This window comes from Streptomyces parvulus, assembly GCF_014648855.1.
GTDB classification, from domain to species: Bacteria; Actinomycetota; Actinomycetes; order Streptomycetales; family Streptomycetaceae; genus Streptomyces; species Streptomyces parvulus.
Genome location: NZ_BMRX01000010.1, coordinates 386965 through 410887, shown reverse-complemented (window position 1 = coordinate 410887; position 23923 = coordinate 386965). Strand labels below are relative to the sequence as shown.

The 23923-nt window shown below is 72.8% G+C and carries 21 protein-coding genes; 16 read left to right on the top strand and 5 right to left on the bottom strand.

Annotated elements, in window-relative coordinates:
• Positions 1–4: 4 nt before the first annotated feature.
• Complete coding sequence (locus IE108_RS22180) at positions 5–1651, bottom strand: PucR family transcriptional regulator (RefSeq protein WP_064727150.1); 1647 nt, start codon at positions 1649–1651, stop codon at positions 5–7.
• 206 nt (positions 1652–1857) lie between these two features.
• Positions 1858–3660: a glycoside hydrolase family 15 protein gene (locus tag IE108_RS22175; protein WP_064727149.1), complete on the bottom strand. Its 1803-nt coding sequence runs from the start codon at positions 3658–3660 to the stop codon at positions 1858–1860.
• A 541-nt stretch (positions 3661–4201) separates the two neighbouring features.
• Between IE108_RS22175 and pyrG the strand changes: the two genes are divergently transcribed.
• From pyrG to IE108_RS22120, 11 genes are all read left to right on the top strand, one after another.
• Positions 4202–5851: a CTP synthase gene (gene pyrG, locus IE108_RS22170; RefSeq protein WP_064727148.1), complete on the top strand. Its 1650-nt coding sequence runs from the start codon at positions 4202–4204 to the stop codon at positions 5849–5851.
• An 85-nt stretch (positions 5852–5936) separates the two neighbouring features.
• Entirely contained in the window at positions 5937–6572 is a 636-nt protein-coding gene (locus IE108_RS22165) for an NUDIX domain-containing protein (protein WP_064727147.1), read from the top strand.
• Between the two features lie 200 nt (positions 6573–6772).
• Positions 6773–8800 carry a tetratricopeptide repeat protein gene (locus tag IE108_RS22160; RefSeq protein WP_064727146.1) on the top strand — a complete coding sequence of 676 codons (2028 nt, stop codon included), beginning with the start codon at positions 6773–6775 and terminating at the stop codon, positions 8798–8800.
• Positions 8801–8942: 142 nt separating this feature from the next.
• Complete coding sequence (gene ald, locus IE108_RS22155; RefSeq protein WP_064731689.1) at positions 8943–10058, top strand: alanine dehydrogenase; 1116 nt, start codon at positions 8943–8945, stop codon at positions 10056–10058.
• Between the two features lie 425 nt (positions 10059–10483).
• The gene (locus IE108_RS22150; RefSeq protein ID WP_079163465.1) at positions 10484–11614 is read left to right on the top strand and encodes a ParA family protein; all 1131 of its coding nucleotides are present in this window, start codon (positions 10484–10486) and stop codon (positions 11612–11614) included.
• A 41-nt stretch (positions 11615–11655) separates the two neighbouring features.
• A complete protein-coding gene (locus tag IE108_RS22145) occupies positions 11656–12168 on the top strand; it encodes a hypothetical protein (RefSeq protein ID WP_064727145.1) in 513 nt (170 codons plus the stop codon).
• Positions 12169–12186: 18 nt separating this feature from the next.
• Positions 12187–13419 (top strand): segregation and condensation protein A, encoded by a 1233-nt coding sequence (locus tag IE108_RS22140; protein ID WP_079163463.1) that lies wholly within the window; start codon positions 12187–12189, stop codon positions 13417–13419.
• Positions 13420–13499: 80 nt separating this feature from the next.
• Complete coding sequence (gene scpB, locus IE108_RS22135; RefSeq protein ID WP_202544563.1) at positions 13500–14069, top strand: SMC-Scp complex subunit ScpB; 570 nt, start codon at positions 13500–13502, stop codon at positions 14067–14069.
• Positions 14069–15184 (top strand): pseudouridine synthase, encoded by a 1116-nt coding sequence (locus IE108_RS22130; protein WP_064727143.1) that lies wholly within the window; start codon positions 14069–14071, stop codon positions 15182–15184. Before scpB ends, IE108_RS22130 begins: the two co-directional genes overlap by 1 nt.
• Positions 15185–15259: 75 nt before the next feature.
• Positions 15260–15979: an NUDIX hydrolase gene (locus IE108_RS22125; RefSeq protein WP_064727142.1), complete on the top strand. Its 720-nt coding sequence runs from the start codon at positions 15260–15262 to the stop codon at positions 15977–15979.
• On the top strand, positions 15976–17013 hold the full coding sequence (locus IE108_RS22120; RefSeq protein ID WP_064727141.1) for an ADP-ribosylglycohydrolase family protein: 1038 nt from the start codon (positions 15976–15978) through the stop codon (positions 17011–17013). Before IE108_RS22125 ends, IE108_RS22120 begins: the two co-directional genes overlap by 4 nt.
• Here IE108_RS22120 and IE108_RS22115 read toward each other — a convergent pair.
• The gene (locus tag IE108_RS22115) at positions 16966–17682 is read right to left on the bottom strand and encodes a nucleotidyltransferase domain-containing protein (RefSeq protein ID WP_064727140.1); all 717 of its coding nucleotides are present in this window, start codon (positions 17680–17682) and stop codon (positions 16966–16968) included. The two genes, IE108_RS22120 and IE108_RS22115, sit on opposite strands and share 48 nt — an antisense overlap.
• A gap of 187 nt (positions 17683–17869) precedes the next feature.
• Between IE108_RS22115 and aroH the strand changes: the two genes are divergently transcribed.
• The 5 genes from aroH to der all read left to right on the top strand — a co-directional run bounded on the left by aroH (position 17870) and on the right by der (position 22319).
• Positions 17870–18232, top strand: a complete 363-nt coding sequence (gene aroH, locus IE108_RS22110; RefSeq protein ID WP_064727139.1) for a chorismate mutase — start codon at positions 17870–17872, stop codon at positions 18230–18232.
• The gene (locus IE108_RS22105) at positions 18229–19314 is read left to right on the top strand and encodes a prephenate dehydrogenase (protein ID WP_064727138.1); all 1086 of its coding nucleotides are present in this window, start codon (positions 18229–18231) and stop codon (positions 19312–19314) included. The genes aroH and IE108_RS22105 overlap by 4 nt, the downstream gene beginning before the upstream one ends.
• A gap of 112 nt (positions 19315–19426) precedes the next feature.
• Positions 19427–20122, top strand: a complete 696-nt coding sequence (gene cmk, locus IE108_RS22100) for a (d)CMP kinase (RefSeq protein ID WP_064727137.1) — start codon at positions 19427–19429, stop codon at positions 20120–20122.
• Positions 20119–20766 carry a lysophospholipid acyltransferase family protein gene (locus IE108_RS22095; RefSeq protein ID WP_064727136.1) on the top strand — a complete coding sequence of 216 codons (648 nt, stop codon included), beginning with the start codon at positions 20119–20121 and terminating at the stop codon, positions 20764–20766. The genes cmk and IE108_RS22095 overlap by 4 nt, the downstream gene beginning before the upstream one ends.
• A 74-nt stretch (positions 20767–20840) precedes the next feature.
• Positions 20841–22319 (top strand): ribosome biogenesis GTPase Der, encoded by a 1479-nt coding sequence (gene der, locus IE108_RS22090; protein ID WP_064727135.1) that lies wholly within the window; start codon positions 20841–20843, stop codon positions 22317–22319.
• Between the two features lie 86 nt (positions 22320–22405).
• On the opposite strand, the gene IE108_RS22085 is transcribed toward der, so the two are convergent.
• Both IE108_RS22085 and IE108_RS22080 read right to left on the bottom strand, forming a co-directional pair.
• On the bottom strand, positions 22406–22690 hold the full coding sequence (locus IE108_RS22085) for a hypothetical protein (protein WP_064727134.1): 285 nt from the start codon (positions 22688–22690) through the stop codon (positions 22406–22408).
• A 74-nt stretch (positions 22691–22764) separates the two neighbouring features.
• Positions 22765–23565, bottom strand: a complete 801-nt coding sequence (locus IE108_RS22080) for a DUF8842 C-terminal domain-containing protein (protein ID WP_064727133.1) — start codon at positions 23563–23565, stop codon at positions 22765–22767.
• Positions 23566–23923: the final 358 nt, after the last annotated feature.

The following is a 23923-nucleotide window of genomic DNA, read 5'->3' as shown; positions in this document are numbered from 1 at the left end:
CCGCTCACGGCACGTGCCTGCGGGCCCGCAGCGCCAGACTCAGGGCCAGCACGGTCTGCGGGTCGTCCAGGTCCGTGCCGAGCAACTCGCCGATCCGCGCCAGCCGGTTGTAGAGCGTCTGCCGGTTCAGGTGCAGCTCGCGTGCCGTCTCCGCCTTGCGGCCCGCGTGCGCCAGATACGTCTGGAGCGTGGGCAGCAGCGGCGGCTTCGAGCGGTCGTCGTGGTCGCGCAGCGGGCCGATCGCCCGGTCCACGAAGGCCGCGAGGTCCGGATGGTCGCGCAGCCGCCACAGCAGCAGGTCGATGTCGAGGCGCCGCGCGTCGTACCAGGGCCGGTCGGTCAGCCCCTGCGCGGCGGTCGCCGTCTCCGCTGCGTGCCGCAGCCCCGCGGACGCCGCCGCCCAGCTCCCGGCCACCCCGACCACCACGACGGGCGGCTGCGCCCCCGGCCGCTGCATCCCGGCCCGCTCCACACCCGCCCGCAGCGCCGCCGCCACCCGGTCCGCGACCGCCGCCCGCTCCGAGTCCGTCCGCAGGCCGAGCAGCAGCGGCACCCGCCCCTCGACCGGACGTACGCCCAGCAGCACCGGCACGCCCACCGACGCCAGCTCCTCGGCGACCGCCCGGGCCAGCACCGCCCAGCCGCCGCCGGCGGGGGAGAGGGCGTCGCCGAGCCGCATCACCACCGGCAGCAGCGGACCGTCGCCCGGCTTGAAGCCCAGCACGCGGGCCTGCGCCGGGGCGTCCTCCGCCGTGACGCGGCCCTCCGCGAGGTCGCTGAGGAAGTCGCCGCGCCCGCGCGCCGCCAGCTCCTCCTCCTGCCGCGCCTGCATCAGCACCACGGCGAGGATGCCCGCCGCCCGCTCCGCCGCCATCCGGTGCACCGGCGCCAGCGGCGAGCACACCGGCAGCAGCACCAGCCGCGCCCGCACCGACCCGGCGCCCGGACCGCCGCCGGGCACGTCCACCAGCACCGAGCCGGCCGGCGGCGGCGCGTCCTTGTGCGGGCCGCGCAGCCCTTCCCACACCTGGAGCGGATCGGCCCCCTCCGGCCCGGCACCCGCCGCGTACAGCAGGCGGCCGTCGGTGGTCTCCAGGAAGACCGGGTTGTCGCCGAAGTCGGCCAGGATGCCGAGCACCTGGGGGACCCCGCCACCGCCCAGCAGGGCCCGGGTGCACCGGCGGTGCACCTCCTCGGCCCGCTGGAGCAGCGCGTAGTGGCCGTTGACGATCTCGGTGTGGATCTCCTCGGTCACCGTCACGAACGGCACCTCGCGGTGCAGCTGCACCAGCGGCAGCCCCGCCGCCCGGGCGGTGTCCACGAGCGCCGAGGGCAGGCGGGCGAAGCGCGGGCCCAGTTCGACGACGAGGGCCGCGATGCCGCGCTCGGCCAGCGTGCGGACGAAGGCCCGCTGCTCGGCCGGGCGGGTCCCCAGGCCGTACCCCGTGGTCAGCAGCAGCTCGCCGCCCTTGAGGAGCGAGGCGATGTTCGGCACCTCGCCGGCGTGCACCCAGCGCACGGTGCGGTGCAGCCGGTCGGCGCCCGCCACGATCTCCGGCAGGCCGCTGCGCAGCCCGGGCAGCTCCAGTGCCCGCTGCACGGTGATCCCGGCGCCCTGGGTGTCGAATGCGCTGTTCCTGCCGCTGTCCATGAGCCGGACGCTACCCGCAGCCGCCCGCCCGGGACATCCGCGGGTCGGGGCCCTCGAACACCGGCGCGGCCTCTGGGCGCCGCGTCGGTGGCCGCGCTCTTCGGCCGACCGGTCGGACACGGACCGCGCCGGCCCGCTGAGCCGCCGGGCCCGGTCCCTCACCGCGTACGGCGAGGGACCGGGCCCGGGAGCCTCGGTACGCCGCGCTAGCCCCCGTAGGCTCCGCTGGCCGTCAGCCGCAGCGCCGTGTCGATCAGCGGCACGTGGCTGAAGGCCTGCGGGAAGTTGCCGACCTGGCGCTGGAGGCGCGGGTCCCACTCCTCGGCCAGCAGGCCGAGGTCGTTGCGCAGGGAGAGCAGCTTCTCGAAGAGCTTGCGGGCCTCGTCCACCCGGCCGATCATCGCCAGGTCGTCCGCCATCCAGAACGAACAGGCGAGGAACGCGCCCTCGTCGCCCGGCAGGCCGTCGACGCCCTCGTCCTTGCCGTCCGTCGGGTAGCGCAGGATGAACCCGTCCGACGTGGACAGCTCACGCTGGATGGCCTCGATGGTGCCGATGACCCGCTTGTCGTCCGGCGGCAGGAAGCCCATCTGCGGGATCAGCAGCAGGGAGGCGTCCAGCTCCTGGGAGCCGTAGGACTGCGTGAACGTGTTGCGTTCCTTGTCGTAGCCCTTCTCGCACACGTCCCGGTGGATGTCGTCGCGCAGCTGCTTCCAGCGCTCCAGCGGGCCGTCGGCGTCGCCGGACTCGATCAGCTTGATCGTGCGGTCGACGGCGACCCAGGCCATCACCTTCGAGTGCACGAAGTGCCGGCGCGGGCCGCGCACCTCCCAGATGCCCTCATCGGGCTCCTGCCAGTGGTCCTCCAGGTAGCGGATCAGCTTCAGCTGGAGCACCGAGGCGTAGTCGTTGCGGGCCAGGCCCGTCATGTGGGCCAGGTGCAGGGCCTCGGTGACCTCGCCGTAGACGTCCAGCTGGAGCTGGTGGGCGGCGCCGTTGCCGACCCGGACCGGGGTGGAGTTCTCGTAGCCCGGCAGCCAGTCCAGCTCCGCCTCGCCCAGCTCCCGCTCACCGGCGATGCCGTACATGATCTGCAGGTTCTCGGGGTCGCCGGCCACCGCGCGCAGCAGCCACTCGCGCCAGGCGCGGGCCTCCTCGCGGTAGCCGGTGCGCAGCAGTGAGGACAGGGTGATCGCCGCGTCGCGCAGCCAGGTGTAGCGGTAGTCCCAGTTGCGGACGCCGCCGATCTCCTCCGGGAGGGAGGTGGTGGGCGCGGCGACGATCCCGCCGGTGGGGGCGTACGTCAGGGCCTTCAGCGTGATCAGCGAGCGGACCACGGCCTCCCGGTAGGGGCCGTGGTACGTGCAGTGCTCGACCCAGTCGCGCCAGAAGTCCTCGGTGGCCTCCAGGGACTGCTCCGGCTCGGGGAGCGGGGGCGGCTGCTTGTGCGAGGGCTCCCACGAGATGGTGAACGCGATCCGGTCACCCGGCGCGACCGTGAAGTCCGCGTACGTGGTCAGCGCCTTGCCGTAGGTCTCGACGTCCGTGTCGAACCACACGGAGTCCGGTCCCGCGACCGCCACCGTGCGGCCCTCGTGCTTGTGCACCCACGGGACGACCCGGCCGTAGCTGAACCGCATCCGCAGCTCCGAGCGCATCGGCACCCGGCCGGAGACGCCCTCCACGATCCGGATCAGCTGCGGCGCGCCGTCGCGCGGCGGCATGAAATCGGTCACCCGGACGGTGCCCCGTCCGGTGTCCCACTCGGACTCCAGGATCAGCGAGTCGCCGCGGTAGGTCCGCCGGGCCGCGGTCGGCGGCTCGGCGCCGGGGGCGTAGGCCGGCCCCATCCGCCAGAAGCCGTGTTCCCCGGTGCCCAGCAGACCGGCGAAGATGGCATGCGAGTCGAAGCGGGGCAGGCACAGCCAGTCGACTGTGCCGTCCCGGCAGACCAGTGCGGCGGTCTGCATGTCTCCGATGAGTGCGTAGTCTTCGATGCGCCCGGCCACGTGCAACTCCAGTCGAACGGCCACGTCACCCCGCGATGGGGCGGTCGCTAGTGCGGTCAAGGGGTGGGGTCAGGGATGTGTTCATGTGTCGTTGAGCCATGAAGCAAAGCAGTCGTCCGGCCGTGAAGCCAAACCTGCGCCGCAAACGACAATTGTCGCTCAACGAGCTGACGCGCTCTCGTTGTTCCGGCTGGTGACCGGCGGGGGTGGTGCCGTGTCGCCGGGCCGGCCCGGCAGCGAACGTCCGAGCAGGATACGACGCACGTAGATGATCTGTGTGCCGCTCCGGGCAACCCGGGTCCGCCGAACGGGTGACCACCGGGTGAGGAAAGTGTGACCCTCCCACCTGTGTGTCCGGGCGTGCGCGGAGGGTGGCCGGAAGCCGCCGCCCCGAGGCGCTGATACGCTGGTAGCCCGTGGACCGGTGGGAGAAAAACCCCGGAACCGCAGCGACGGCGCCGCCGCCGACACCCCGCACGACCGGGGCGGAGGGCGAACGCACCGCACCCCAGACCGCGACCACGGGAGCCCCCCTTTGGCCATGCCGCCCAAATCTTCGACGACCAAGCACATCTTCGTCACCGGGGGTGTCGCCTCCTCGCTCGGCAAGGGGCTGACCGCCTCCAGCCTCGGCATGCTGCTCAAGGCACGTGGCCTGCGCGTCGTGATGCAGAAGCTCGACCCGTACCTCAACGTCGACCCGGGCACGATGAACCCCTTCCAGCACGGTGAGGTGTTCGTCACCAACGACGGCGCCGAGACCGACCTGGACATCGGCCACTACGAGCGCTTCCTCGACCGCGACCTCGACGGCTCCGCCAACGTCACCACCGGCCAGGTGTACAACACGGTGATCGCCAAGGAGCGCCGCGGCGAGTACCTGGGCGACACGGTGCAGGTCATCCCGCACATCACCAACGAGATCAAGCACCGCATCCGCCGCATGGCGACGGACGAGGTCGACGTGGTGATCACCGAGGTCGGCGGGACCGTCGGCGACATCGAGTCGCTGCCGTTCCTGGAGACCGTCCGCCAGGTCCGCCACGAGGTCGGCCGGGACAACGTGTTCGTGGTCCACATCTCGCTGCTGCCCTACATCGGCCCTTCGGGTGAGCTGAAGACCAAGCCGACCCAGCACTCGGTCGCGGCCCTGCGCAACATCGGTATCCAGCCGGACGCCATCGTGCTGCGCTGCGACCGCGAGGTCCCGACCGCGATCAAGCGCAAGATCTCCCTGATGTGCGACGTCGACGAGGCCGCCGTGGTGGCGTGCCCCGACGCCCGGTCGATCTACGACATCCCGAAGGTCGTCCACACCGAGGGCCTGGACGCCTACGTCGTCCGCAAGCTGGACCTCCCGTTCCGCGACGTGGACTGGACGACCTGGGACGACCTGCTCGACCGCGTCCACAAGCCCGACCACGAGATCACGATGGCCCTGGTCGGCAAGTACATCGACCTGCCCGACGCCTACCTGTCGGTCACCGAGGCGCTGCGCGCCGGCGGCTTCGCCAACAAGGCCCGCGTGAAGATCAAGTGGGTGACGTCCGACGACTGCAAGACCGCGGCCGGCGCGGCGGCCCAGCTCGGCGACGTCGACGCGATCTGCATCCCGGGCGGCTTCGGCGACCGCGGTGTGCTCGGCAAGGTCGGCGCCATCCAGTACGCCCGCGAGAACCGCGTCCCGCTGCTCGGCCTCTGCCTGGGCCTGCAGTGCATCGTGGTCGAGGCCGCGCGCAACCTGGCCGGCATCGCGGACGCCAACTCCACCGAGTTCGACCCGGCCACCGGCCACCCGGTCATCTCCACGATGGCCGAGCAGCTGGACATCGTCGCCGGCGAGGGCGACATGGGCGGCACCATGCGGCTCGGCATGTACCCGGCGAAGCTGGCCGAGGGCTCCCTCGTGCGCGAGGTCTACGACGGCAAGGAGTACGTCGAGGAGCGGCACCGCCACCGCTACGAGGTGAACAACGCCTACCGCGCGGAGCTGGAGAAGAAGGCCGGCATCGTCTTCTCGGGCACCTCCCCGGACGGCAAGCTCGTCGAGTACGTCGAGTACCCGCGCGACGTCCACCCGTACCTGGTCGCCACGCAGGCGCACCCGGAGCTGCGCTCGCGCCCGACCCGCCCGCACCCGCTCTTCGCCGGGCTGGTCAAGGCCGCGGTCGAGCGGAAGACATCGAAGTAGCACACCAGTTGTACGGTGGCCGGGGCACGCGCACTTAACGGCGCGGGCCCCGGCTTTCGCGTACGTCTGAAAGGGCAGGTCAGGCATGACGGGCAGCACGATCAAGGACACCCGCGAGGAGTGGGAGGTCCGGGGGACCGCGACGCCCTTCCGGGGCAAGAAGACCTCCGTCCGCACGGACGACGTGGTCATGCCCGACGGGTCCGTGGTGACCCGCGACTACCAGGTCCACCCCGGCTCGGTGGCCGTCGTCGCCCTGGACGGCGAGGGCCGGGTGCTGGTCATCAAGCAGTACCGCCACCCCGTGCGCGAGAGGCTGTGGGAGATCCCCGCCGGCCTCCTCGACGTCCCCGGGGAGAACCCGCTGCACGCCGCCCAGCGGGAGCTGTACGAGGAGGCGCACGTCAAGGCCGAGGACTGGCGGGTGCTGACCGACGTCTACACCACCCCCGGCGGCTGCGACGAGGCCGTGCGGATCTTCCTCGCCCGGAACCTGTCCGAGGCCGAGGGCGCGCGCTTCGAGGTCGAGGACGAAGAGGCCGACATGGAGCTGGCCCGGGTGCCGGTCGCCGACCTGGTGCGCGGCGTGCTCGCGGGCGAGCTGCACAACAACTGCCTGGTCGTGGGCGTGCTCTCGCTGCTCGCCGCGGAGCGGGGCGACGGCTTCGACACGCTGCGCCCGGCCGAGGCGCCGTGGCCGGCCCGCCCGTTCGAGGCCTGACGCGCTCCACGCGCCCGACGCGCTGACGCATGACGTCGGGACGCGCTTCCACCCCCACCGGTGTGACCATCTGTTGATCCGATCGAGGGACCTGCCCGCCGCGCTCCGCCGGGAACGTCGCAGAGCGTGAACTAGGCTCGGGAAACGCCCGAACCGGGGTTCCGGCGGGCGCCGGTGCGGTGGGATCGGGAGTGTGGCCCGTGACGGATCAGGCGGTGGACACGGACGGCGTACGGCTGTCGGACGACCCTGTCGAGGAGAGTCGGTTCCTGGGCCGCACCCGGGAACTCAAGGAGCTGCGCGCCGACATCGAGCGCGCGGGCCTGGACACCCTCGCCGGACGCAAGGCTCCACGCGCGCGCGTGCTGCTCATCGCCGGGCGCCCCGGCTCCGGCCGCACCGCGCTCGCCGAGGAACTGGCCGCCCTGGTCGCGGCCGACTACCCCGACGGCGTGCTGCGCGCCCGGCTCGGCGAACCGGACGGCACCCGCGTGCCGGTCGCGCGCGTCGCCCGCGAACTCCTCGCGGGACTGGACCGGCCCAGCCCGCCCGGCGCCGACGAGGACGACCTCACCGAGGCCCTGCGCACCGCCCTGGCCGACCGCCGGGTCCTGCTGCTGCTCGACGACGCCGCCGACGCCGAGCAGGTCGACGCCCTGCTGCCGGACGCCCCCGAATGCCTGGCCGTGGTGGTCGCCGAGGGGCCCCTGACCGGCATCGCGGACGTCCGCCCGTGCACGCTGGGCGGCCTCGACACCAAGTCGGCCATGGAGCTGCTGTCCCGCTACACCGGCTCGGTCCGCGTCACCGTCGACCCCCGGGCCGCCGAGCAGCTGGTCGAGCTGTGCCAGGCCCACCCCGCCGCGCTCACCCTGGCCGGCGGCTGGCTCGCGGCCCGGCCCCAGGCGGCCGTCGCCGACCTGGCCAAGCACGTGCACGCGGAGGGTGACGAGGGCACCGCGCTCAGCCGCGTCTTCGGGCTCGTCTACGCGTCCCTGCCCAGCACCGCCGCCCGGATGCTGCGGCTGCTCTCCCTCGCCCCGGCGGGCCTGGTCGACCCGCACACCGCCTCCGCGCTGGCCGGCTGCTCGGTGAGCGGTGCCCGCGCCACCCTGGACGACTTCGTCGGCCTGGGCCTGCTGCGCGAGGCCGGCTCCACCCCGCCCGCGTACGAGGTCCCCGCCTGCCTGCACGCCCGGCTGGCCCGCCTCGCCGACACCCACGACCGGCCGGCCGAGCTGCAGCTGGCCCGGGCCCGGATGCTGGAGCGCACGGTGCGGCTGCTGCAGTCCTGCCGGGCGGTCACGGAGACGGACAGTCCGCAGGCCCGCGAGAAGCTCGTGGGCATGCCGCGCGACCTGCGCTTCCCCACTCCGCGTGCGGCCGCCGACTGGCTGCGCGCCCGGCGCCCCGCCCTGCTGGCCTCGGCCCGCCTCGCGGTCGCCGACGGCGAGCTGGACACCCTGGCCCGCCGGCTGATGTCCCAGCTGGTGTGGGCCATGGTGGCGCACTTCGGCACTCAGGCCGCGGCCCCCGACCTGTACGGCATCCACCGCCTCGTGCTCGACGTGGCGGAGCGCCGCGAGCTGCCCCGGGAGAAGGCGGCGGCCCTGCTGAACCTGGCCGACCTCGACGCCCGCACCGGCCGCACCGCCGAGGCCCTGGTGCGCTACCGGGCCGCGCTGGACGCCGGACGCGAGGCGAACGACCCGTACGCCACCGGCCGCGCGATGGAATCCGTCGGCGGCGCCCACCTGGAGCTCGGGGACTACGACCGGGCCGCCGACTGGTTCGGCCGGGCCCTGGCCCAGCGGCTGGCCCGGGACGAGCGCGCGGACGCCGCCCGGATCTACGGCCGCATCGCCGCCGCCCACACCTACGCGGGCCGCTACGGGGAGGCGGTGCGGTCGTGGCGTGCCGCGGTCGCCGGGCACCGCAAGGCCGGGGACGTGGCCGCGCAGGCGCGGGCGCTGTCCGAGCTGGCCCGGGTCCAGGAGTACGCCGGACGCCCCGAGGAGTCGCTGCGCACCTGCCGGGAGGCCGTCGAGTGGGCCCGCCGGGCCGAGGACGTCCGGCTCCAAGCGGCCCTGCACCTGCGTCTCGCCGACACCCTCGACCGGCTCGGTGACCCCGTGTCGGCGGGCCTGGAACGAAGTGCCGCGGACCGCATGCTGAGGGAAGATCCCGAAGATGCCTGCGAAATCCGTAGCGCTTCCTCAGAAGATTGATGCTTTGAAAGGCTAGACAGCGGGAACACCTTCATTAGACTGGCTCTGCCGCACATTCTCCTGCGGTCTCTCCCGGTGTGCCCGCGCTTGAGCGGGTATGCCTTGTAATAGCCCATCCTCTGAGCCAAGGACCGTGATCCCCGTGAAGGTCGGCATCCCCCGCGAGGTCAAGAACAACGAGTTCCGGGTGGCCATCACCCCCGCCGGCGTGCACGAGCTGGTGCGCCACGGCCACCAGGTGGTCATCGAGCGCGAGGCCGGCGTCGGCTCCTCGATCCCGGACGCCGAGTACATCGCCGCCGGTGCCCGGATACTGGACACCGCCGACGAGGTCTGGGCCACCGCCGACCTGGTGCTCAAGGTCAAGGAGCCGATCGCGGAGGAGTACCACCGCCTCCGCAAGGACCAGACGCTCTTCACCTACCTGCACCTGGCCGCCTCCAAGGCGTGCACGGATGCCCTCGTCGAGTCCGGCACCACCGCGATCGCCTACGAGACCGTCGAGCTGCCCAGCCGCGGGCTCCCGCTGCTCGCCCCGATGTCCGAGGTCGCGGGCCGGCTCGCCCCGCAGGTCGGCGCCTACCACCTGATGGCCTCGAACGGCGGGCGCGGTGTGCTGCCCGGCGGCGTGCCCGGCGTGATCCCCGCCAAGGCCGTCGTCATCGGCGGTGGCGTCTCCGGCTGGAACGCCACGCAGATCGCCGTCGGCATGGGCTTCGACGTGACCCTGCTCGACCGCGACATCAACAAGCTGCGCGAGGCCGACAAGATCTTCGGCACCAAGGTCAAGGCCGTCATGTCCAACTCCTTCGAGCTGGAGAAGGCCGTCGTCGACGCCGACCTGGTCATCGGCGCGGTGCTCATCCCGGGCGCCAAGGCCCCGAAGCTGGTCACCAACGAGCTGGTCTCCCGGATGAAGCCGGGAAGTGTTCTTGTCGACATCGCGATCGACCAGGGCGGCTGCTTCGAGGACTCGCGTCCCACCACGCACGCCGAGCCGACCTTCCCGGTCCACAACTCGATCTTCTACTGCGTGGCCAACATGCCGGGCGCGGTGTCCAACACCTCCACCAACGCGCTGACCAACGCCACGCTGCCGTACATCGTGGAGCTGGCCAACCGCGGCTGGGTCGAGGCGCTGCGCCGCGACCCCGCGCTCGCCAAGGGCCTCAACACCCATGACGGCAAGGTCGTTTACAAGGAGGTCGCCGAGGCCCACGGCATGGAGCACGTCGAGCTGGCCTCGCTGCTCGGCTGACGCCCCGCACCGGCCCCGGTGGCCGGTATGTCGGCTAAGTCATCACCCGGGAAAGGCGATACGTCAACAGTCGTCGTCAACCCCGCGCACCCGGCCGGACCTTGCCCGACAAGGTCCGGCCGGGTGTGTGTATGGTCACTTTGCGATTCTCGGTCAACTCGCCTCGAACGTAACGCTTCAACCGATTCGCGCACCGGTGAAACCTGCTGTGCGACGGCCGTACGCCCTTGACAGAGGGATGTTTCATTGCCGACACATCGGGCCGGGTCCGGCGGATTGTGTTGCTGCGGACGGCCGACACGCCATAGAGTCGCCGAACGTCGGCATGGTGCCACGCTGACCTGTCTAGAAGTTCCCTGGTCACCAAGGAGGTAAGACGACTTGTGAATGAGTCGACATTTCTTCCCGGGGGTGGTCAACCAGGAATGCCTGCACGGGCCCACGGCCCCGGGCGTCTTGAGGCTGTCGGCTCCGTCGCCGTACGTACCTTCGCAGCCGCCCACCAGAGTCCGCAGGCAACTCTGACAGCACACATGAGTATGGATGGCCAACACGTGAACGCCATGGCCGGCGACGGAAGTGGCGCGCCCCGCAACCACTTCGCCGACTACGACGAACTGCCCGAGGGGCACTTCTACGACCCGGACGCGGAGTACGAGCCGGATCCCGAGTACGCCGCCACGCTCGCGCCCGACGCGGCCCGTCAGCGCCGTGAGCGCATCGGTCCGACCGGACGCCCGCTGCCGTACTTCCCGATCCCCGGCCCGCTGACCGATCACGGCCCCGCGAAGATCATCGCGATGTGCAACCAGAAGGGCGGCGTGGGCAAGACCACGTCGACCATCAACCTGGGTGCCGCGCTCGCCGAGTACGGGCGCCGGGTGCTGCTCGTCGACTTCGACCCGCAGGGCGCGCTGTCGGTCGGTCTCGGCGTCAACCCGATGGAGCTCGACCTCACCGTCTACAACCTGCTCATGGAGCGGGGCATGGCGGCCGACGAGGTGCTGCTGAAGACCGCGGTCCCGAACATGGACCTGCTGCCCAGCAACATCGACCTGTCGGCCGCCGAGGTGCAGCTGGTGAGCGAGGTCGCGCGCGAGTCCACGCTGCAGCGGGCCCTGAAGCCGCTGATGGACGACTACGACTACATCGTGATCGACTGCCAGCCCTCGCTCGGTCTGCTCACGGTCAACGCGCTGACCGCCGCGCACAAGGTGATCGTGCCGCTGGAGTGCGAGTTCTTCGCGCTGCGCGGTGTGGCCCTGCTGACCGAGACGATCGAGAAGGTCCAGGAGCGGCTCAACCCGGACCTGGAGCTCGACGGCATCCTCGCCACCATGTACGACTCGCGCACGGTGCACAGCCGTGAGGTCCTCGCGCGCGTCGTCGAGGCGTTCGACGACCACGTGTACCACACGGTCATCGGGCGCACCGTCCGCTTCCCGGAGACCACGGTCGCCGGTGAGCCGATCACCACGTACGCCTCCAACTCCGTCGGTGCCGCCGCCTACCGCCAGCTCGCCAGGGAGGTGCTCGCCCGGTGTCACGCCGAGTGAGTCTGCCGGGGGCCGACGAACTCTTCCGTACGACAGGGGGGATGGCGCTCCAGGCGTCCACCCCGCGGCGGCCGGCCAACGGCGAGGCCCGTGTGCCGGCGCCGGCGGGGGAGAGCGACCAGGCCGCCGCCGAGGACGCGCCGCAGTCGGTGCCCGCGCAGGGCGGCGACGGCGAGGGCGCCGAGCACGCGGCGGCGGACGCGGAACCGGGCTCGGCGGGGGAGTCGCGCAGCCGGGGCGCGGAGCGTTCCGCGCGGCCCTCGGTGCCGGGTGCCGGCGCGCAGGAAGGTTCTGCCGCCGCACAGTCCCGCAAGCGCGGCAGGGCCGCCGCACGCCGCCCCAGCGGCCGTGAGCGCCACGACGAGAAGATCACCGTGTACGTCTCCGCCGAGGAGCTGATGGACCTGGAGCACGCCCGTCTGGTGCTCCGCGGCGAGCACGGCCTCGCCGTCGACCGCGGCCGCATCGTCCGCGAGGCGGTCGCCGTGGTCCTGGCCGACCTGGAGACCCGCGGGGACGCCAGCATCCTCGTACGACGGTTGCGCGGGCGGTAGCGGTAGCCTGCGGAGGCCATGACCTCGAACGACGCCTCCAGCCCCGGCCCCCGCGCCGGCCGTCGGCGCGCGCTGGGCCGAGGCCCCGGGGAATCGCCCGCGCCGGCCACCCTGGAGCAGGCGCCGCCGCTCACGGGGTCCGGCGACACCCGCGCCGAGCCGCCGTCGGAGGCGGAACCCGCCCAGGTCCTGGTGGACGACGTGCGCGCCGAGGTGCCGGCGGATGAGGTGCCCGCCGAGGTTCCGGCGGAAGAACCGCCCGTCGCGCTCCTGGCGGAGGAGGCGCCCGCCGAGGTCCCGCCGGAGGTCGTGAGCCCCGGGCCCGGGCCGGAGGGCGACGGTGACGGTGTCTTCAAGGTCCGGCTCGCCAACTTCGAGGGGCCGTTCGACCTGCTGCTCCAGCTGATCTCCCGGCACAAGATGGACGTGACCGAGGTCGCCCTGTCCAAGGTGACCGACGAGTTCATGGCGCACATCCGGGGGATGGGTTCCGACTGGGACCTCGACGAGACCACCGAGTTCCTCGTGGTCGCGGCCACCCTGCTCGACCTGAAGGCCGCCCGCCTGCTGCCGGCCGCCGAGGTCGAGGACGAGGCCGACCTGGCGCTCCTGGAGGCCCGCGACCTGCTCTTCGCGCGGCTGCTCCAGTACCGCGCCTACAAGCAGATCGCGGAGATCTTCAACGAGCGGCTGGAGTCCGAGGCCCGCCGCTACCCCCGTACCGTCGGCCTGGAGCCGCACCACGCCGAGCTGCTGCCCGAGGTCGTCATCAGCATCGGGCCCGAGGGCTTCGCCCGGCTCGCGGTGAAGGCCATGCAGCCCAAGCCGAAGCCGCAGGTCTACGTCGAGCACATCCACGCGCCGCTGGTCAGCGTGCAGGAGCAGGCCGGCATCGTGGTGGCCCGGCTCAGGGAGCTGGGCGAGGCGAGCTTCGGCGTCCTCGTCCAGGACACCGCGGACACGCTGACCGTCGTGGCCCGCTTCCTGGCCCTGCTGGAGCTGTACCGCGAGAAGGCGGTCGAGCTGGACCAGGAGACCGCGCTCGGCGACCTGCTGGTGCGCTGGACCGGCGGCGACGGGGACACCGAGCCCGTGGTCACCGACGAGTTCGACCGGCCGCCGGAGCAGCCCGATCAGCCGGAGAAGCCCGAGAAGCCGGAGAAGCCGGAGAAGCCGGAGAAGCCGGAGAAGCCCGAGAAGCCCGAGAAGCCGCAGCAGACCGAGCGGACCGAGGAGGAGTGGCAGGCGTGAGCGAGCAGATCGCGGAGGTCGCGGAGGAGCCGGAGGGCGTCGCCGCGCTCGAGCTCAAGCCCGCACTCGAAGCCGTCCTCATGGTCGTCGACGAGCCCGCGACCGAGGAGCAGCTGGCGAAGATACTGCGGCGACCCCGGCGGCACGTCGCGGACGCCCTGCGGGAGCTGGCCGACGAGTACACCGTCCAGGGCCGCGGCTTCGAGCTGCGCCTGATCGCCGGGGGCTGGCGCTTCTACACCCGCCCCGAGTACGCCGCGGCCGTGGAGGGCTTCGTCCTGGACGGCCAGCACGCCCGCCTCACCCAGGCCGCGCTGGAGACCCTCGCCGTCGTCGCCTACCGCCAGCCGGTCAGCCGCGGCCGCGTCTCCGCGGTGCGCGGGGTGAACTGCGACGGCGTGATGCGCACCCTCCTCCAGCGGGGGCTGGTCGGGGAGGCGGGCACGGAACCCGAAACAGGTGCGATCCTGTACGTGACGACGAACTACTTCCTGGAGCGGATGGGCCTGCGCGGTCTGGACGAGCTCCCGGAGCTCGCGCCCTTCCTCCCGGAGGCGGCGGCGATCGAGGCCGAGACGCTGGAAGCGGTCCCGTCGTTCGATCCGGACGCCCCGGATTCCGAGGACGCAGACGACAAGACGGAACTTTGATGCGAAGCAGCAGCGGCAGGAACAGCAGCGGAAACAACGGCGGGAGCCGTGGTGGCAACAGCGGCGGCCGCGGCGGGAGTGGTGGTGGCCGCGGTAACCACCGCGGCGCCGGCAACAACCGCGACGACAAGCCCGGCGGGCGTCCGAAGAAGCCCCGCCCGGAGGAGCGCCGCTACGACGTCGGTCCCGGCGCCTCCCCTGAGGGCCCCAAGTCCGGGCGCGGCGGGGCGGCCCGCGGCGGCGCCAAGGGCGGTCCCAAGCGGCCCCAGCAGCAGCGGCGCACGGCGCCGGCCACCTCGCGCGAGTACGAGACGCGGGCCGAGGAGCGCAACCGCGAGCGGTACGCCGGCAAGAAGGAGGTCAAGCTCCCCAAGACCTTCCCCGGTGCCGAGCAGGAGGGCGAGCGGCTGCAGAAGGTCCTCGCGCGCGCGGGCTACGGCTCCCGGCGGGCGTGCGAGGAGCTGATCGAGCAGGCGCGGGTCGAGATCAACGGCGAGATCGTGCTGGAGCAGGGCCGCCGGGTCGACCCGGAGAAGGACGAGGTCAAGGTCGACGGCCTGACCGTCGCCACGCAGTCGTACCAGTTCTTCTCGCTGAACAAGCCCGCCGGGGTCGTCTCCACCATGGAGGACCCGGAGGGCCGCCAGTGCCTCGGGGACTACGTCACCAACCGCGAGACCCGTCTCTTCCACGTGGGCCGGCTCGATACCGAGACCGAGGGCGTCATCCTGCTCACCAACCACGGTGAGCTGGCCCACCGCCTGACCCACCCGCGGTACGGCGTGAAGAAGACGTACCTCGCGCACATCGTGGGCCCGATCCCGCGGGACCTCGGCAAGCGGCTCAAGGACGGCATCCAGCTGGAGGACGGGTACGCGCGCGCGGACCACTTCCGGGTCGTGGAGCAGACCGGCAAGAACTACCTGGTCGAGGTCACCCTCCACGAGGGCCGCAAGCACATCGTGCGCCGCATGCTGGCGGAGGCGGGCTTCCCCGTCGACAAGCTGGTGCGCACCGCCTTCGGCCCGATCACGCTGGGCGACCAGAAGTCGGGCTGGCTGCGCCGGCTGTCCAACACCGAGGTCGGGATGCTGATGTCGGAGGTCGAGCTCTAGCCGCCGCGCGGCGAGGGTTGTCCGAACGGCCCGCTCTCTTTATAGTCCTAGTGACTATTAAGGGGGTGGGCCGTTCTGCACGGCTACGACAAGCACGCCTTCGAGCCCTTCGCCGTCACCGTCGATCTCGCGGTCCTCACGCTGCGCGCGGGCGCCCTGCACGTGCTGCTCGTCGAGCGCGGCCAGGAGCCCTACGCGGGCCGGTGGGCGCTGCCCGGCGGCTTCCTGCTGCCGGACGAGTCGGCGGAGACGGCCGCCCGGCGCGAGCTGGCCGAGGAGACCGGCCTGGCGGACGTGAGCGGGCTGCACCTGGAGCAGCTGCGGACCTACAGCGAACCCGGCCGGGACCCCCGGATGCGGGTCGTCTCCGTCGCCTTCGCCGCCCTGCTGCCCGACCCTCCCGAGCCGCACGCCGGCAGCGACGCGGCCGAGGCCCGCTGGACGCCGTACGACGAGGCCCGGGACCTCGCCTTCGACCACGACCGGATCCTGGCCGACGCCCGGGACCGCGTCGGCGGCAGGCTGGAGTACACCTGCCTGGCCACCGCCTTCTGCCCGCCCGAGTTCACGCTCGGCGAGCTGCAGCAGGTCTACGAGACCGTGTGGGGCGCTCCTCTCGACCGGCCCAACTTCCGCCGCAAGGTCCTCGCCACCCCGGGCTTCGTGGAGCCCGTCCCCGGCGCCGCCCGGCTGACCGGCGGCCGCGGCAAGCCCGCCGCGCTCTACCGCGCGGGCCCCGCCACCACGCTGCACCCGCCGCTGCTCCGCACCTCTCGGGAAGGACGCCCCGCATGACCACGAAGACCACCGCCAAGCGCGCCGCGACCGGAGCGCTCATGGGCCTCGCCCTCGGCGACGCGCTGGGCCACCCGACCGAGTTCAACGACGTCCCGGCGATCCTCGCCAAGTGCGGCCCTTGGCGGGAGATGAAGCTCCCCGATCCGGTGCTCGTGACGGACGACACGCAGATGACGCTGGCGCTGGGGAAGGGGCTGCGGACGGCGATGGACCGCGGGCTGCTCGGACCCAAGCGGATGGAACGGCCGGTGCGCGAGGAGTTCGTCGACTGGTATCAGTCGCCCGAGAACAACCGCGCCCCCGGCCGGACGTGCCTGGTCGCGTGCAATCTCCTCAAGAAGCCCGACCTTCCCTGGCAGGACGCCAGCCAGATCCACTCCAAGGGCTGCGGCGCCAACATGCGCGTCGCGCCCATAGGCCTCGTCCCCGGCCTCAGCGACGAACAGCGCGCGGGCGCCGCCCAGTTGCAGTCCGCCCTCACCCACGGCCACCCCACCGCGCTCGCCGCCGCCGACCTGACCGCGCACGCCGTACGGCTGCTCGCCGCGGGGGCGGAACCCACCGGTCTGGTCGGGCTGCTGCGCTCGTACGCCTACGACAACCGCAGCCGCTACCACGAGCGCTGGCTCGGCGACCTGTGGTCCCGCGCCCAGGACCCCACGCCCGAGCACTTCATCGCCCGCGGCTGGGACGAGTGCCTTGCCGTCCTGGACCGCCTCCAGCACGCCGTGCGCACCTCCTCGCCCGAGACCGACCCCTGCCTGGCCGTCGGCGAGGGCTGGATCGCCGAGGAAGCCCTGGCGGCCGGGCTGCTCTGCTTCCTGCTCCTCGTCGACGAACCCCTGACCGCCCTGCGCCGCGCCGCCTGCACCTCCGGCGACTCCGACTCCATCGCCTGCCTCGCGGGCGCGTTCGCCGGCGCCCACCTGGGCGCCGACGCCTGGCCCCCCTCCTGGACGGACCGCGTCGAGTACCGGGACGACCTACTCGCGCTGGGGGCGCTCTGGGACGGGCTCCGCCCGGAGGGCTGAGGCGCGGCGGGTCGCGTGGAGGAAGGCCTCGACCCGGCGGCGGTCCGGTTCGGCGGGCAGAGGGCTCCGGTCGGTGGCCTCGTCGGTCTCGCGGGACAGGCGGGTCATCCGGGCCTCCACCTCCGGCCAGGGCACCTCACCGCGCTTCACGGCGAGCAGGGACTCGCGGCGGTCGCCGACGTCGAGGGTGAGGATGCCGGTGCGCAGGAGGTCGCGCGCGGACTCCAGCAGCCGCAGCAGGTGCATCGCGTGCTTCCAGCGCGGGGCGCCGTGCGTGCGGACGTCGGCGCTCAGCTTGCGGCGCTGGGCGAGCGCGTAGCGGGTGAACGTCTCGTGGACCCGGCGGGAGAGGAACGCGTCGCGCAGGACGAGCAGCTCGCGGCCCGTGGGGTCGACGTACTCCACCAGGGGGGAGTGCAGGCACTCCAGGATGTTCGGGTTCGCGCGCAGGGCCAGCTCGCAGAAGCGCTCCAGCTCCCAGGAGAACTGCTCCTCGGCCGGGCCCTCCACATGCGTCGGCGGCTTCTCGAAGCGCCAGAACAGCGGGGTGGGGGCCAGGAAGACGCCCCGGCGGTCCGTGTCGCTGTCCCGCGTCGCCAGGCCGAAGGCGCGCGAGCCCATGACACAGGCGTAGACCGTGTGGTCGCGTACCAGCCGTTCGGGGTCCATGGGCGAGGAGCGTACGCGGGCGGCCGCCGCCGGGCCGACCGGATTTTTCCTCCGCCGGCGGTCCCCCCGCGGGCGCGGGCGGCCCCGTCCGGCCGTCTCATGAGGCGGGCGGCCGGGACCGCCGTCCGGCGGGCTGACTAGGCTGGTCGGGCCAGGAAGCGATACGCACGTCAGCAAGGAGCACGCCGTGGCGGTACGAGCGGTCCGGGGCGCCGTCCAACTGGAACGGGACGACGCCGGGCACATGGACGAGCAGGTCGCTGCCCTGCTGACCGCCCTCATGGAGCGCAACGGCCTGTCGGCCGACAGCCTGATCAGCCTCTGGTTCACCGCCACCCCCGATCTGCGCAGCGACTTCCCGGCCGCCGCCGCCCGCGGCCTCGGCATCACCGACGTGCCGCTGATCTGCGCCCAGGAACTGGACGTCGAGGGCGCCATGCCCCGCGTCGTCCGGGTCCTCGCCCACATCGAGTCCGACCGGCCCCGCGCCGAGATCACCCACGTCTACCTCGGCGCCGCCGCGGCCCTGCGCAAGGACATCGCCCAGTGAGAACCGCACTCGTCATCGGCACCGGCCTCATCGGCACCTCCGCCGCCCTCGCCCTGACCCAGCGGGGCGTCACCGTCCACCTCACCGACCGCGACCCCGAGCAGGCCCGCACGGCCACCGCGCTCGGCGCCGGCACCGACGAGGCCCCCGGCGGACCGGTCGACCTGGCGATCGTCGCGGCCCCGCCCGCCCTGGTGGCCGACGTCCTCGCCGACGCCATGGAGCGGGGCGCCGCCCGCGGGTACATCGACGTGGCCAGCGTCAAGGGCGGGCCCCGCCGCGAGCTGGAGGCCCGCGGCCTCGACCTGTCGGCCTACATCGGCACCCACCCCATGTCCGGCCGGGAGAAGTCCGGCCCGCTGGCCGCCACCGGAGACCTCTTCGAGGGCCGCCCCTGGGTGCTGACCCCGACCCGGGACACCGACACCGAGGTGCTGAACCTCGCCCTGGAGCTGATCTCGCACTGCCGCGCGGTACCGGTGGTGATGGACGCGGACGCCCACGACCGCGCCGTGGCGCTCGTCTCACACATGCCCCACCTGGTCTCCAGCATGGTCGCCGCCCGCCTGGAGCACGCCGAGGAGGCCGCCGTACGCCTGTGCGGCCAGGGCATCCGGGACGTGACCCGGATCGCCGCCTCCGACCCCCGGATGTGGATCGACATCCTCTCCGCGAACCCGGGCCCGGTCGCCGACCTGCTCACCGACGTCGCCGCCGACCTGGAGGAGACGGTGCGGGCCCTGCGCGGCCTCCAGTCCTCCGACGAGGGCGAGCGCCGCGACGGCGGCACCGGCATCGCCTCGGTGCTGCGGCGCGGCAACGCCGGACAGGTCCGCGTCCCCGGCAAGCACGGCTCCGCCCCCCGCGCCTACGAGACCGTGGCCGTCCTCATCGACGACCAGCCCGGCCAGCTGGCCCGCATCTTCGCGGACGCGGGCATGGCCGGCGTCAACATCGAGGACGTCCGCATCGAGCACGCGACCGGGCAGCAGGCCGGTCTGGTGCAGCTCATGGTGGAGCCGAAGGCCGCCGCCGTCCTCACCGCCGCCCTCAAGGACCGGGGCTGGGCCATCCGGCAGTGACCGGGGGCGCCGGATGCCTGTCCGGGGCCGCCCGCGGGCCCGGTAACCTTGTGCGGGACGCGCTCGCGTCCCGCACACCACCCACCGCACCGCACCAGGAAGGTGTCCCCTCGTGGAAAACGGCGCCGCCCCGACCGCCCCGGCCGTGATTGTCGCCATCGACGGCCCCTCCGGCACGGGCAAGTCGAGCACGTCGAAGGCCGTCGCCGCGCAGCTCGGCCTGAGCTACCTCGACACCGGCGCCCAGTACCGGGCGATCACGTGGTGGATGGTCAGCAACGGCATCGACACCGACGACCCGCACGCCGTCGCCGCCGCGGCCGGCAAGCCCGAGATCGTCTCCGGCACCGACCCGTCGGCCCCCACCATCACCGTCGACGGCGTGGACGTGGCCGGCCCGATCCGCACCCAGGAGGTCACCTCCAAGGTGAGCGCGGTCAGCGCCGTCCCCGAGATCCGTGCACGGATCACCGAGCTGCAGCGCACCATCGCCGGCGCCGCGCCGCTCGGCATCGTCGTCGAGGGCCGCGACATCGGCACGACGGTGCTGCCGGACGCCGACCTCAAGATCTTCCTCACCGCCTCGGCGGAGGCCCGCGCCGCCCGCCGCAGCGGCGAACTGAAGGGCGCCGACGTCAACACCACCCGCGAGGCCCTGATCAAGCGGGACGCCGCCGACTCCAGCCGCAAGACCTCGCCGCTGGCCAAGGCCGGCGACGCGGTCGAGGTGGACACCACCGCCCTCACCCTGCCCCAGGTCATCGAGTGTGTCGTCACCCTCGTCGAGGAGAAGCGGGCGGCGAAGTGACCGAGGTCCCTTCGGCGCGGGGCGCCGAGGTCGGGCGGCGCATCGGCGTCGGCCTGATGTACGGGCTGTGGCGGCCGCGCGTGCTGGGCGCCTGGCGGGTGCCGGCCACCGGCCCGGTGATCTACGCCGTCAACCACTCGCACAACATCGACGGCCCCATGGTCATGGGCGTGGCGCCCAGGCCGACGCACTTCCTGATCAAGAAGGAGGCGTTCATCGGCCCGCTCGGACGCTTCCTGACCGGCATCGGCCAGCTCAAGGTGGACCGCCACTCCACCGACCGCACGGCCATCGCCCGCGCCCTCGGCGTCCTCGCCGACGGCGGCGTGCTGGGCATCTTCCCGGAGGGCACGCGCGGCGTCGGAGACTTCGCCTCGCTGCGCGCCGGGCTCGCCTACTTCGCGGTCCGCAGCGGCGCCCCGATCGTCCCGGTCGCCGTGCTGGGAAGCACCGACCGTCCCGGACGGTTGATAAAGGCGCTGCCTCCCCTGCGGGCACGGGTGGACGTCGTCTTCGGCGACCCCTTCGAGGCGGGCGACGGCAGCGGACGCCGTACGCGCAAGGCGCTGGACGAGGCGACCGAACGCATCCAGAAGCAGCTGACCGCGCACCTGGAGAACGCCAGGCGGCTCACCGGCCGCTAGGCGACACTTGAGTAGTGGATCACCCAGTACAGGGGTGTTCCACCGATCACCACGATGAACGAGGTACGGACTTCATGAACGACCACATCCACTCCGAGGGCTCGGGCGAGGAGCACGACCACGGGGCGCTCGGCGACGCCGAGTACGCGCAGTTCATGGAGCTGGCCGCCGACGAGGGCTTCGACGTCGAGGAGGTCGAGGGCGCGATCGAGGAGGCCGGGCACGGCCCGCTGCCCGTCCTCGCCGTCGTCGGCCGCCCCAATGTCGGCAAGTCGACCCTGGTGAACCGGATCATCGGCCGCCGCGAGGCCGTCGTGGAGGACAAGCCGGGCGTCACCCGCGACCGCGTCACCTACGAGGCCGAGTGGGCCGGCCGCCGCTTCAAGGTCGTCGACACCGGCGGCTGGGAGCAGGACGTCCTCGGCATCGACGCCTCCGTCGCCGCGCAGGCCGAGTACGCCATCGAGGCCGCCGACGCGGTCGTCTTCGTCGTGGACGCCAAGGTCGGCGCCACCGACACCGACGAGGCGGTCGTCCGGTTGCTGCGCAAGGCCGGCAAGCCCGTCGTGCTGTGCGCCAACAAGGTGGACGGCCCGAGCGGCGAGGCCGACGCGTCCTACCTGTGGTCGCTGGGCCTGGGCGAGCCGCACCCGGTCTCCGCGCTGCACGGCCGCGGCACCGGCGACATGCTGGACCGGGTCCTGGAGGCCCTGCCGGAGGCGCCGCGCGAGTCCTTCGGCGGCGGCATCGGCGGCCCGCGGCGCATCGCCCTGATCGGCCGCCCGAACGTCGGCAAGTCCTCGCTGCTCAACAAGGTGGCCGGCGAGGAGCGCGTCGTCGTCAACGAGCTGGCCGGCACCACCCGCGACCCGGTCGACGAGCTGATCGAACTCGGCGGCGTGACCTGGAAGTTCGTCGACACGGCGGGCATCCGCAAGCGCGTCCACCTCCAGCAGGGCGCCGACTACTACGCCTCGCTGCGCACCGCCGCCGCCGTCGAGAAGGCGGAGGTCGCGGTCATCCTCATCGACGCCTCCGAGTCGATCTCGGTGCAGGACCAGCGGATCGTCACCATGGCCGTGGAGGCGGGCCGCGCGGTCGTCGTCGCCTACAACAAGTGGGACACCCTCGACGAGGAGCGCCGCTACTACCTGGAGCGGGAGATCGAGACCGAGCTGGGCCAGGTGGCGTGGGCGCCCCGGGTCAATGTCTCGGCGCAGACCGGCCGCCACATGGAGAAGCTGGTCCCCGCCATCGAGACCGCGCTGGCCGGCTGGGAGACCCGCGTCCCGACGGGCCGTCTCAACGCCTTCCTCGGCGAGCTGGTCGCCTCGCACCCGCACCCGGTGCGCGGCGGCAAGCAGCCCCGCATCCTCTTCGGCACCCAGGCCGGCACCAAGCCGCCGCGGTTCGTGCTCTTCGCCTCCGGCTTCATCGAGGCGGGCTACCGGCGCTTCATCGAGCGCCGGCTGCGCGAGGAGTTCGGTTTCGAGGGGACGCCGATCCACATCTCGGTGCGGGTGCGCGAGAAGCGCGGCGCGAAGAAGAAGTAGCGGCGGCGGCCGCGTCCGTACGACGAGAGAGGGTGACCCCGGCCGGGGTCACCCTCTCTCGTCGTCCTACGGGGGCCGGGTGGCCGTCACACGCCCCTGCGCGGGGCCGGTGGCAGCGCCGGCACGTGGGTCCCGACCCGCTGCCACACCGACTGCTGGCCTACGCGGGCGCTCTGGGCGCCCGCGCTGTAGGCGCTGTACGAGCCTCTGCCGCGCGGAATGCTCCGGAAGGCGGTGAACCCCAGCTCCTCCTCACCGCTGCGATCTCCGGGCAGCGAGCGGAAGGACCGGACGTACTCGGCGCAGAGCGCGTCGTAGATCGGCGTGGTCGAGGGGCCGCCAGGGCGGTGGAAGGCGTCGTATGCGTACACGTATGTCCAAACGACCTCGCGCGGGAAGGGATGCGGCCCAGGTGGAGGCCGCCCGGCACCCGTGTGAACTCCGGTCAGGTACCGGCCAGCGGCAGCGCCGCCGCGACCAGCTGTCCGCGCGCCGCCGCCTTGTCCAGCGCGTCCCGCAGCAGGTCCTCGCGCGGCTGCCGGCCGATCGAGCCGACGGGCGCCGCGAACATCAGCACCTGCTGGTGCTTGTTGGCCGCGGTGCGCCAGCCCTCGGTGACCTGGAGGGGCTGGTGCGCCTGCCACCAGGCCACCGGGCGGCCGCCGTCGGTGCCGGGCTGGAGCACCGCGTGCAGCTGGCCCATCGCGAGCAGCACCGACCAGCCGTGCAGCACGGAGGGGGTGGCGGCCAGCTCGGTGACCGGCATGAAGCCCTGCTCGATCAGCAGCGGCAGGAAGTCGTCCCCGGCGCCGACCGCGCCGGGCCGGGCGATCGGCGCGGTCGGCTCCACCACGAGCGCCGGGTGCAGCTCCCCGGCGATCAGGACCAGGCCGCTGGTGACGCCGAGCACCGCCTGCTCCGGTGCCTGCTCGGGGGCGGCGGGCCGCTGCTGCTCCGGACGGGAGGCCTGGTCGGCGCTGATGGACCGCACCGCCCCCTGGAGCTGCTCCTCGGTGACCTTGACGACCTGCGAGGGCAGGCAGCCGGCGTGGGCGAAGGCGAGGACCGCGGTCTCCTCGCCGATGAAGAGGACGGTGCTGGTGCGCTCCTGCTCGCAGTCGCCCGGGGTGCGACAGGACGTGCAGTCGTAGCTGCCCGGGGCGGACTCCCCGGCGAGCAGGCGGTCGGCTTCTTCGTCGCCGATCTCGGCGCGTACGTCGTCGCTGACGTCGAGCATGCGCGGCACGGGTGGCTCCCTCGGTGCGGTGCGTGACCGGACCGGGTGGCTCCTGGTCCGTGGTCCGGGCGGGTCCCCGGCTCATGCAAGGACAACGGGCGATCGGTAGCGGGAGTCACGCCCCATGGCCAACGGAATCGAACCGGGCGACGGAGTGGGGCCGTAGCTGCCGCGGAGCGGTCAAGTGGCCTGCCTGAAAAGGAGGTTGACCGTCCGAGGGCAGCGGAACCCGCGGCCGATGAAGTCGACAAATCATGAAATCAGCGAATGAATTGGGTGACTGGGGATGGCCGGGGCGCGGGCCGGTGCTCCGGTCGTGACCACATCGCAATCGGACACAGAACAACCAGAAGGCGGGGTTCCGGGT